Source organism: Microbacterium sp. NPDC086615 (assembly GCF_040686055.1).
Classification (GTDB): domain Bacteria; phylum Actinomycetota; class Actinomycetes; order Actinomycetales; family Microbacteriaceae; genus Microbacterium.
Genome location: NZ_JBFBJJ010000018.1, coordinates 1 through 9,828 on the forward strand (window position 1 = coordinate 1; position 9,828 = coordinate 9,828).

Genomic DNA, 9,828 nt, shown 5'->3' on the forward strand with positions numbered 1-9,828 from the left:
TCGAGGTAGACGCTCTGGAGTCGGCGCGTGGGGAAGCTGTCTCCGCGGAGCGTTCGGAGCTCGGCATCCAGATCCGGATCGTCGATCGCGACGTCCACTTCCGTTGAGTGTCCAAGACACGCCGTAACTCCCCCGCGCATGACGGCGTGTCTTGGACACTCGACGCTCAGAGTCGCCTACGCGAGCGAGCGCGCCAGCGCCGCGGCGAGGTGCTCGACCATCGGGCGAGACGCCGTCGCGTCAGGCCCGAAGAACTCCTCGTCGACGTCCTCCACGGCGCGATTCGCCGCGCGCGCCAGCTCACGCCCGGCGGCCGTGGCCCGGACGCGGACGGCGCGGCGGTCAGTGGCATCCTGTCGCCGTTCGACGAGATCCCGCTCGGCGAGCGCGCGGATCACCTGCGACACCATCATCGGGTCGGCGCCCGCACGCTGGCTGAGCGCGGCCTGCGTCATGCCCTCGTCGGAGTCGCCGAACGTCAGCACCGCCAGCAGCACGAACTGCACGTGCGTGACCTCGTGCGGCGCCAGCGCGCGGCGGATCGCCGCCTGCCACCGGTTCGTCACCTGCCAGAGCAGGAATCCCGGGCTGGCGTCGCCGGAGGCGAACCGACTGTCGAGGGGAGTCGTCATCCCTCGATCATCGCGCGCGCACCGTCTCGACGAGAGCGACGAGCCGGTCGAGGTCGGCAGGCACCGAGCGTTCGAACCCCGAGAACGCGGTGCGCGCCCACAGCCACGACAGCGGTCCCTCCAGCGTCACCTCGGCCGCCACCCGCGACCCGCCCGCGGTGGCGTCGACCCGGTGCCGAAACGTCAGTCGGGCTCCCGGAACGCGGCTGACGTCGGTGTAGACGCGGTCGGGCTCGAGCTCGGCGATCACGAAGGCCGTGCGCGGACCACCGACGGGCTTCAGGATGCCACGCGCCCCCTGCCGCACCTCACCCTCGACGCGCGCCCACTCGGTGTCGGGCGACCACTCGCGCCACGAGTCGTGATCGACCCAGCGCGCGAAGAACGCCGAGGGCGAGGCGGTCGATTCACGGGTGACGGAGGCAAGTGTTCGCACGTATTTAGTATGCGCGCATATTACTTCCACGGCAAGGCCCCCTCCCTCCCGCTCCTCTCGTTGAGTGTCCAGAACACGCCGCAACTCCCGCGCGCATAACGGCGTGTCTTGGACACTCAACGAACTCGCGGCTGGCACGCGCGGCCCCGGGGCGGGGCGCTCGCTCCAAACGCCCCGCGCCGCGCGCCGCGCGCCACCCCTCCTGTTGGGCGTCCAAGACACGCCGTAACCCCGCACCGAATTGCGGCGTGTCTTGGACACTCAACGCCCATCGGCTGGCGACGGCCCGCGACGCACGACCCCACGCCCCACGCCCCGCCCGTCCCGCCCCGCACGGCACGGCCGCCCCGCGCCTCACCGCAGACGCCGCGCGACCTCCGCCAGCGCCTCGGCGAACGACTCCTCGGCGCCCTCGCGACCGCCGGAGAGGTTCACGCCCACCACCCCGGGGATCGCGAGCATCTCCTCCGCGAGCGCGACCGCGAGAGCGATTCCCTCGGCACGAGGGACTGCGGCACTGCGGACGCGCGACAGGAACCCGTCCGGCAGCACCAGCGTCGTGAACGACTCGAGCAGTGCGGCCGAGGCGTGGTCGACGACCACCGGAACGCAGGGGATGTACCGCACCGGCTCCCCCACCTCGTCGATGAACCGCCGCACCGGCTCCGCGCCGCCCGCGTGGTTGACGAAGCACACGTCGGCACCCGCCCGCAGCTTCTCGCGCAGCCGCGCGGCGCGGCGCTCCACCGGCGGGGCCGCGGGCGACCCGGCCACCGACACGACGTGCCCCGCCGCCCGCGCGAGCGCCGCCGCCTCGGTCGAGTCGAGGTCGAACACGGGGGCGGCGTCCGGCCGGTGACCCGTCTGAGTGTGGTCCCCCGTGACGCAGTGCACCCCAGCCACCCCCTCGACGGCAAGCGCCGCGAGCTCCCCCTCGATCGCGACGCGATTGCGGTCGCGCATGTTCAGCCCCGTCCAGACGCGCAGCCCCCGTCGCTGCAACAGGTGCGCGCGGTAGGCGGGAGGGAACTGCACGCGCGCGGTTCCCGCGTCGCCGGCGAGGACGGCATCCACCTCTCCCGAGAGGACAGCGGCGCAGCCGTCGATGGATGCCACACTCAGCGCCCGCGCCGGCAGGTCGGCCACGACCCACGGACGGGTGTCGAGAGAGGCCAGGGTGTCCGCCGCCGCTGCGGTTCGCGGGCCGGGGCCGACCGGGGTCGTGCGGTCGACGCCGGTCCACGGCACCGTCGGACGGGGGAGGAACACGCAGCGATGGGCGGCGTCGATCTCGCACGAGCCGTCGAAGCCGACACCCCCGCACGGGCCGTATTCCATGCGCTTGGGGCACACGTCGATGAGGGGCAGCGAGCTCATGGCCGGGAGTGTACGGACGCCGTGTTTCGACAAATGTTCGTGGTGGCAACATCGCCGAAACGCGGCGTCCCTACGCTCGGCCGTACCCCAGCATCCGGGAGGACCCATGATCACGGCCGGCACCACCTTCGGTTCTGATGTCGACGCCACCGACGTGCTCGTCGCCGACCCGATCGCGCTCATGGTTCGGTGGCTGCCGTCGCACGACAGCGAATTGCGCCCCCTCGCCGCCCTCTCGACCATTGGGCTCGACGGCATCCCGTCCCTCCGCCATGTGCTCATCAGCGACAGGGATGCCGCGGGCCTGACCTTCCACACCGATGAGGCGAGCGCGAAGGTCGCCGAGATCGCCGCGAACCCGGTGGCCGCGATGGCCGTGGCGTGGCCCGAGGTCGGGCGCCAGCTCGTCGTCCGGGGAATCGTCGAGCGCGTGACCCCCGCGGAGGCCGCGGCGGTCTACGCCCAGCGCTCGCGCTACCTGCAGCTGCTGGCGTGGCTGAACACGCGCGAGAACGCACAGCTCGACACCGCCGCGCGTCAGCACCTGTGGGCCGAGTTCGACGCCGCACACCCGACGCTCGACCCGCCTTCGCGCTGGGTCGGTTTCCGCCTGCGTCCCGTCACCCTGACGTTCTGGCGCGGCGACCCAATCGGGCAGAGCACGCGCCAGCACTACACGCTCTCCGACGGCCGCTGGTCGGGCAGGATCCTGGCGGGCTGACATGGACATCACCACCGTCACCTCGTTCCGCCCGGCGCGCACGCGCGCCGATCTCGCGCTCGCGCCCGGTGAGGTCGTCATGGCGGGCGGCACCTGGCTGATGAGCGAGCCGCAGCCGACGACCACCGGGTTCGTCGACCTCACGACCCTCGGCTGGCCCGACGTCGAGATCACGCCCGACGGCCTGCGCATCGGCGCGACCTGCACGATCGCCCGCCTTCTCGCCTGGGCCGAGACCGAGGCGCCCGCCGAGTGGACCTCGCTCGCGCTCGCCCGCCCGTCCGCCGATGCCCTCCTCGCGTCGTTCAAGATCTGGAACACCGCGACCGTCGGCGGTAACGTCTGTCAGGCCTTCGCGGCCGGGGCGATGATCGCGATGCTGTCGACCCTCGATGCCACGGCCCTCATCTGGACGCCCGACGGCGGCGAGCGCGTGATCGCGGTGGCCGACCTGGTGATCGACAACCAGGCGACCTCGCTCGCCCCGGGCGAGGTGGTGCGCGCCCTCGACATCCCGATGCACGCGCTGCGCTCGCGCGTCGGGCTGCAGAAGATCGCGCTCGCCGAACTCGGCCGCTCGGGGGCGGTCGTGACCGCGCGCGTCGATCCGGACGGTTCGGCGGTCTTCGTCGTCACCGCCGCCGTCCGACGCCCGCGGGTGCTGAGATTCGTCCGCGTTCCGGGTGCCGGAGAGCTTCGGGATGCCGTGGCCTCCGCGACCGACTTCTACACCGACCCGCTGGGCAGCGCTGACTGGCGGCGCGGCGTGAGTGTCGTGCTCGCCGAGCGGCTGCGCGCGGCGTTCGCCCGCGACCTCGCGGAGGGCAACGCGTGAGCGCGGCACGCCGCGTCGCCGTCCCGCGCTCCGGAGTTCCGGGCGGCGCGGCGCGCACCGCGGGCTGCGGCACGGGGATTCTGCCGGCTTCCTCCGGAGCGCGGCACGCAGGGTGCCAGGTCGGGGCGCAACGGGAGGGCACCGCGTGAAGTTCCACGTCAACGGGGAGCCGGTCGACGCCGAGCCCCGCCCCGGTCAGAGTGCGCGCACGCTGCTGCGCGAGGCCGGCCACGTCGAGGTGAAGAAGGGCTGCGACGCGGGCGACTGCGGCGCGTGCTCCGTGCTCCTCGATGGCGAGCCGACGCACTCGTGCATCATCCCGGCGATGCGTCTCGAGGGGCGTGCGATCACGACCGCCGCGGGCCTCGCGCCCGGCGACGAGCTGCACCCCGTGCAGGAGGCTCTGGCTTCCGGCTTCGGCTTCCAGTGCGGGTTCTGCACGCCCGGGATGAGCGTCACGGCCTCAACCCTGACCGCCGCCGACCTTCCCGACCTCGACCGCCGTATGAAGGGGAACCTCTGCCGCTGCACGGGCTACCGCCCGATCCGCGCGGCGATCCGCGAGTCGGTCCTGGGGCCCGTGCGCGAGACCGGCGCCGGTGCCGCGCAAGCGGAGCGGTCCGGATGCATGACCCATGACCGCACGGCCCTCCCTGCCGCCCCAACAGATCACTCCTGCCCCACGGGTCATGCAGATGAACCACGCCCAGGCGCAGCAGACGGCCGCGTGGGCTCATCGACCATCCCCGAGGCCGCGCGGCGCATCGTGCAGGGCCGCGAACCGTTCACTTTCGACGAACCGGTGCCCGGCGGGCCCCCGCTCGTGCTGCGCGTCGTCACCTCGCCCCACGCGCACGCGCGGATCGTCGCGATCGACACCGCGGCGGCCCTCGCCGTCCCCGGCGTCGTCGCGGTGTTCACGCACGAGGACGTCCCCGACATCCGCTACTCCACGGGTCGCCATGAGCACCGCACCGACGACCCCGACGACACGCGGATGCTCGACGACGTCGTGCGCCACGTCGGCCAGCGGGTCGCGGCGGTCGTCGCGGAGACGGCGGAGGCGGCGGATGCCGGCGTCCGCGCGGTCCGTGTCGTCTATGACGTGCTGCCCGCGGTCTTCGACCCCGAAGAGGCGCGAACCCCCGGCGCCCCGCTCCTGCACCCCGACCGCACGCCCGAGGAGCGGGTGATGGATGCCGGACGCAACGTCGTCGCCGGGTTCCACACCGGCCACGGCGGCGACATCGACGCGGCTCTCGCCGCGAGCCACGCGACCGTCACGGGCGAGTGGACCTCGTCGCGCGTCACGCACGCGGCGCTCGAGACCCACGGCGCCGTCGGCTGGCTCGACGACGACGGCCGTCTCGTGATCCGCTCGTCGACGCAGGTGCCCTTCCTCGCCCGCAACGAGCTCGCGCACATCTTCGGCCTGGAGCGCGACCGCATCCGCGTGTTCGCGACCCGCGTCGGCGGCGGCTTCGGCGGCAAGCAGGAACTGTTCACCGAAGACCTCACGGCCCTCGCCGTGCTGAAACTCGGCCGCCCCGTGGCGTACGAGTTCTCGCGCACCGACCAGTTCGTGCGGGCCTCGCTCCGGCATCCGATGCGCGTACGCACCACGCTGGGAGCGGATGCCGACGGGCGCCTGACCGCGATGAAGATCGACGTGCTGAGCGACACCGGCGCCTATGGCAACCATGCGATCGGCGTGCTGTTCCACTCGTGCGCCGAGTCGACGACGCTGTACCGGGTGCCGACGAAGTGGATCGACGCCGAGGCGGTGTACACGAACAACCCGCCGTCGGGCGCGTTCCGCGGCTACGGGCTGGGGCAGGTCGTGTTCGCGGTGGAGTCGGCGATGGACGCCCTCGCCCAGGAGCTCGACATCGACCCGTTCGACCTCCGCCGCATCAACGCGGTGAAGGAGGGCGACCCCCTTCACCCCGACGACGACGAGAAGTACGAGGAAGACCTGATCTGGGGTAGTTACGGCCTCGACCAGTGTCTCGATCTGGCCCAGGACGCGCTGCGCCGCGGCAACGGCACCGAGGCACCGAAGGGGTGGCTCGTCGGCGAGGGCATGGCCGCGGCGATGATCGCGACGATGGCCCCGCGCGGGCACATCGCGCACACGACCGCGACCCTGCGCCCCGACGGCACCTACTTGCTGCGGGTGGGCACGGCGGAGTTCGGCAACGGCACCTCGACCGTGCACCGGCAGATCGCGGCGACGGTGCTCGAGGCGCCGCACGAGCGCCTGCAGCTGTGGACGGCCGACACCGACGCCGTCCGCCACGACACCGGAGCCTTCGCGTCGGCCGGCACCACGGTCGCGGGCAAGGCGCTGCACGTCGCCTGTTCGATGCTGCGGCGGCGCATGATCGACATCGCCGCCGAGCTCGCCGGAGGGGATGCCGCCTCCGCCGAGCTGGTGGCATCCGGTGTCCTGGCTGGAGACGAGCTCGTCACGTGGGAGCGGATCGTCGCGGCCGCGCCGGCGACGATGTGCGACGAGCACGGGCTCACGGCCGACGGCGCAGAGTTCGGCGAGGTCCGCTCGCTCGCCTTCAACGTCCACGCCGTGCGGGTGGCCGTCGACCCCGAGACGGGAGCGGTGAGGGTGCTGCAGTCGATCCAGTCCGCCGACGCCGGTGTGGTGATCAACCCCGCGCAGTGCCGCGGGCAGATCGAGGGCGGGGCCGCGCAGGCCCTCGGCGGCGCGCTGTACGAAGAGGTGTACCTCGAGGACGGCGTGGTGCAGAACCCCGTGTTCCGCACGTATCGCGTGCCGCAGTTCGCCGACGTCCCCGACACCGAGGTCTACTTCGCCGAGACCGACGACACCCTGGGCCCCTTCGGCGCGAAGTCGATGAGCGAATCGCCGTACAACCCGGTCGGCGCCGCGATCGGCAACGCCGTCTCGCGCGCCCTCGGCCGTCGCGGCTACGAGCTGCCGTTCTCGCGCGATCGCGTGTGGAGGTTGGCCGGCGGGACGGCGTAGCCGGGTTTGGGGCGCGTTCGTCCGTTTGGGGCGGGGAATTTCACGCCCCAAACGGATAATCGCGCCCCAAACCCGCTCACCCCGCCAGCGGCACAGCCGTTCCCGACACCCGGATGCCACCGCTCGGCGGCACGTCCACCTCGAGGATGCTCGGCCGACCGATGTGCCGCCCCTGCCGCACCGTGAACCGGAAGGGCGCGGGCACGGCGATGCGGTCGCGCAGGTAGACGCCGAGCGCGGCGGCGGCGGAGCCCGTCGCGGGGTCTTCGAGGATGTCGCCGACCGGGAAGATGTTCCGCGCCTCGACGGTCATACCGTCGCCGATCTCGCCCGCGACGTGGATCACGGTGACCGTGCCCGCCCACCCGCGCTCGTCCATCAGCGCGCGCACCGGTAGCGGGTCGTAGCCGAACCCGTCGAAGGTGGCTGCCGAGCGCACCGACACCACGGGGTGCACGTTTCCGGCGAAGGCCTGCGCGAGTGGCATCCGCGGGTCGAGGTCGTCGTCCGCGAGGCCCAGCAGGTCGAGGAGCCGGGCGGCCACCTCGGTGTCGAGGTCGGCGACGTGCGGCTCGACGCTGGTGAAGCCCGCGGCGATACGGCCCGGCTCCCCGGTCGTGACCACGTCGACGTCGCCCGCGGGGGTCGCGAACACCCACGAGCCGACGCCCGACCGCTCGGCCAACGCCACCGCGGTCGCGATCGTCGCGTGGCCGCAGAAGGGCACCTCGGCATCCGGAGAGAAGTACCGCACCGACACCCTGTCGCCGTCGCGGCCCGTGACGAACGCGGTCTCGGGGTGGCCGAGCTCGGCCGCGATCCGCTGCATGTCGGCGTCGGTCAGCGCACTCGCGTCAAGCACGACGCCCGCCGGATTGCCCCCACCGGGTTCCGCGGCGAAAGCGGTCAGATTCAGGATGCCAACGGCCTCAGTCATGCGTCGATTCTGTCGCGCGGATCGCGGCGGGGGTGCGGGCCAGTGCGGGGTTCGTGGACTGCGTTGACCCCCGTGATCTCGGTTGGGGCTCACAACATGGATTAACGGGCTCGTTGTTCTTGGTTACGGTCCGTAAACGAGAACAACGAGCCCGTTGATCCACGGGAAAGCTCGCCACCAAGAGGAGTGTGGCGCTCTCGGCGCGGCTGCACGGGCTCACGTCCGCAGGTCCCGCTCCCTCCGCGCCCGCGACAGAGCCCTCGCGGAAGGGAACCCCGAACGCCGCGCCACCTCGTCGGGCGGAAGACCGCTCGCCCCGAGCGCGTCGGCGAGTTCGAGGCGTCGAGCGCGGAGAGCGGCACTGGCGGTGTGTCCGTGCCGGGCGAAGACGCGCGCGAGATACTGCCGAGAGACGTCCAAGGCATCGGCGAGCTCTTCGACCGTGAACCGCGGGTCGGGGGCGCGTTCGGTCAGCAGGCGCGTCGCGGCGGCGAAGGTGGCTTGGGCCGAGCGGAACCCCGAGGCCTCGGCATCCGCCCCCGCCCGCCCGGCGATGAGCGCCGTGCACAGGCTTTCGATCGCGCGTCCGAGCGCTGACTCGGCGTGGACGCCCAAGCGGTGGTCGCCGTTCAGGATCGAGTTGACGGTGGATGCCAAAGCCCGCCACACCGGTCCGTCATCGGCCCCGGGCAGTTGGGCCGACTCCTCGAGCAACCGGTGGGCCGACGCGACCTCGATACGCGCCGTGGGTCGAGTGGCGCGCACCCCGACGAAGTCGGCATCGGGATAGACCAGCGCGTCCCCCGCCTCGAGATGGACGGCGCAACCCGCGAGACCGAACCCGACCGACCCCTCCGCCTGCAGCACGAGAGTCGAACCCTTCCGCGAGCTCGGCGCCGGCTCGATCGTCAGGGCGGTGTGCCAGAGCCGACGGACCACCACGCCGGCGACCTCGGACTCGTCGACGATGAGCACAGGCGACCCCTGCGAGACCGGTGTCGCGACGAGCGAACGCTGCGCAAACCACTCGACGACCGCAGCCCCCTCGGCGCGCATGTTCCGGGTCACGCGGCTCCGTTCTCGATAGGTGTCGTTCCACCCTCGCCGCCCTTCGCCCGCGCGCTCCGCCAACCCCCGAATCAATCACCTCCGCGTTCACACTTCACAGACTCCGGATGCCAACACCACCGCCGTGTCGTCACCCTCGGCGGCGATGAAAACCCACGTTTGGCACCTGTGTCAGAGCACCCGAAAGCTGGGCGCCACCCCATCCGAAAGGTCTCCCATGTCACACGACATCGAGCAGCACAACGCTGCCCCTTCCCCCACGCGCCGCACGGTTCTCGCCGGCGCCGCATGGTCCGTCCCGGTCATCGCGGCAGCGAGCATTGCGCCGGTAGCTTCGGCTTCGGGCACGACGACACTCACCTTCGACAAGTCGACCTACAACGGCACCGCCTGCGGCACGATCACCGGCGCGTACGTGACGGTGACCGTCAACGGCGTCGCGACGGCGGGGAAGAGCGTCACGACCACGCTGAGCAACGGCTACAAGTTCTCCGATGGCACGACGACGAATACGCAGGTGAGCGGGTCGAATGGGCGTGTGAGTCTGCCGGCGATCAACGTGCCGGCCGTCGGAGGTTCGGGCGCGGTCTATGCCGTCTGCGGACAGGGCACGACCACGGCGACAGTTTCGGCCCCATCCGTAAGGGACGTCGGTTTAGAGATCGACAACTCCTACTTCCCCGCCCTCCCTGCGGGCGTCACCGCGACCTCCGTCGGCCTCTGCTACAGCAACGGTTATTACGGATACTTCCTCGGCAGCGACGGCTACCTCTACCAAAGCGCCAAAGGCGGAGCCTGGACCAAAAAATCCCCCGCCG

At 71.8% G+C, this 9,828-nt stretch carries 8 protein-coding genes and 1 pseudogene; 4 read left to right on the forward strand and 5 right to left on the reverse strand.

The genetic code is table 11. The features are described from left to right. Window positions 1–176: 176 nt before the first annotated feature. The 3 genes from AB0O24_RS15540 to AB0O24_RS15550 all read right to left on the reverse strand — a co-directional run bounded on the left by AB0O24_RS15540 (window position 177) and on the right by AB0O24_RS15550 (window position 2,445). On the reverse strand, window positions 177–632 hold the full coding sequence (locus AB0O24_RS15540; RefSeq protein ID WP_363376150.1) for a winged helix DNA-binding protein: 456 nt from the start codon (window positions 630–632) through the stop codon (window positions 177–179). A gap of 7 nt (window positions 633–639) precedes the next feature. Beyond that, window positions 640–1,068: an SRPBCC family protein gene (locus AB0O24_RS15545; RefSeq protein WP_307383375.1), complete on the reverse strand. Its 429-nt coding sequence runs from the start codon at window positions 1,066–1,068 to the stop codon at window positions 640–642. 354 nt (window positions 1,069–1,422) lie between these two features. Beyond that, window positions 1,423–2,445, reverse strand: a complete 1,023-nt coding sequence (locus AB0O24_RS15550; protein WP_363376154.1) for a methylenetetrahydrofolate reductase C-terminal domain-containing protein — start codon at window positions 2,443–2,445, stop codon at window positions 1,423–1,425. Window positions 2,446–2,551: 106 nt separating this feature from the next. On the opposite strand from AB0O24_RS15550, the gene AB0O24_RS15555 reads away from it, so the two are divergent. From AB0O24_RS15555 to AB0O24_RS15565, 3 genes are all read left to right on the forward strand, one after another. Next, complete coding sequence (locus AB0O24_RS15555) at window positions 2,552–3,166, forward strand: pyridoxamine 5'-phosphate oxidase family protein (protein WP_363376156.1); 615 nt, start codon at window positions 2,552–2,554, stop codon at window positions 3,164–3,166. Between the two features lies 1 nt (window position 3,167). Beyond that, window positions 3,168–4,001, forward strand: coding sequence for an FAD binding domain-containing protein (locus AB0O24_RS15560; protein WP_275796750.1), 834 nt, complete (start codon window positions 3,168–3,170; stop codon window positions 3,999–4,001). 145 nt (window positions 4,002–4,146) lie between these two features. Continuing rightward, window positions 4,147–7,005 (forward strand): molybdopterin-dependent oxidoreductase, encoded by a 2,859-nt coding sequence (locus AB0O24_RS15565; RefSeq protein ID WP_363376159.1) that lies wholly within the window; start codon window positions 4,147–4,149, stop codon window positions 7,003–7,005. A 76-nt stretch (window positions 7,006–7,081) separates the two neighbouring features. On the opposite strand, the gene AB0O24_RS15570 is transcribed toward AB0O24_RS15565, so the two are convergent. After that, complete coding sequence (locus AB0O24_RS15570) at window positions 7,082–7,942, reverse strand: PhzF family phenazine biosynthesis isomerase (protein WP_363376161.1); 861 nt, start codon at window positions 7,940–7,942, stop codon at window positions 7,082–7,084. A 216-nt stretch (window positions 7,943–8,158) separates the two neighbouring features. Further along, window positions 8,159–9,010: an AraC family transcriptional regulator gene (locus AB0O24_RS15575; protein WP_363376164.1), complete on the reverse strand. Its 852-nt coding sequence runs from the start codon at window positions 9,008–9,010 to the stop codon at window positions 8,159–8,161. 217 nt (window positions 9,011–9,227) lie between these two features. Here AB0O24_RS15575 and AB0O24_RS15580 point away from each other — a divergent pair. Beyond that, window positions 9,228–9,828: pseudogene (locus AB0O24_RS15580) on the forward strand (hypothetical protein); the annotation flags it as partial.

What these genes read in the sequence shown, in the direction of transcription:
- AB0O24_RS15560 (WP_275796750.1), top strand. Translation starts at nt 3,168, where the DNA reads ATGGACATCACCACCGTCACCTCGTTCCGCCCGGCGCGCACGCGCGCC.
- AB0O24_RS15570 (WP_363376161.1), bottom strand. Translation starts at nt 7,942, where the DNA reads ATGACTGAGGCCGTTGGCATCCTGAATCTGACCGCTTTCGCCGCGGAA.
- AB0O24_RS15550 (WP_363376154.1), bottom strand. Translation starts at nt 2,445, where the DNA reads ATGAGCTCGCTGCCCCTCATCGACGTGTGCCCCAAGCGCATGGAATAC.
- AB0O24_RS15540 (WP_363376150.1), bottom strand. Translation starts at nt 632, where the DNA reads ATGACGACTCCCCTCGACAGTCGGTTCGCCTCCGGCGACGCCAGCCCG.
- AB0O24_RS15555 (WP_363376156.1), top strand. Translation starts at nt 2,552, where the DNA reads ATGATCACGGCCGGCACCACCTTCGGTTCTGATGTCGACGCCACCGAC.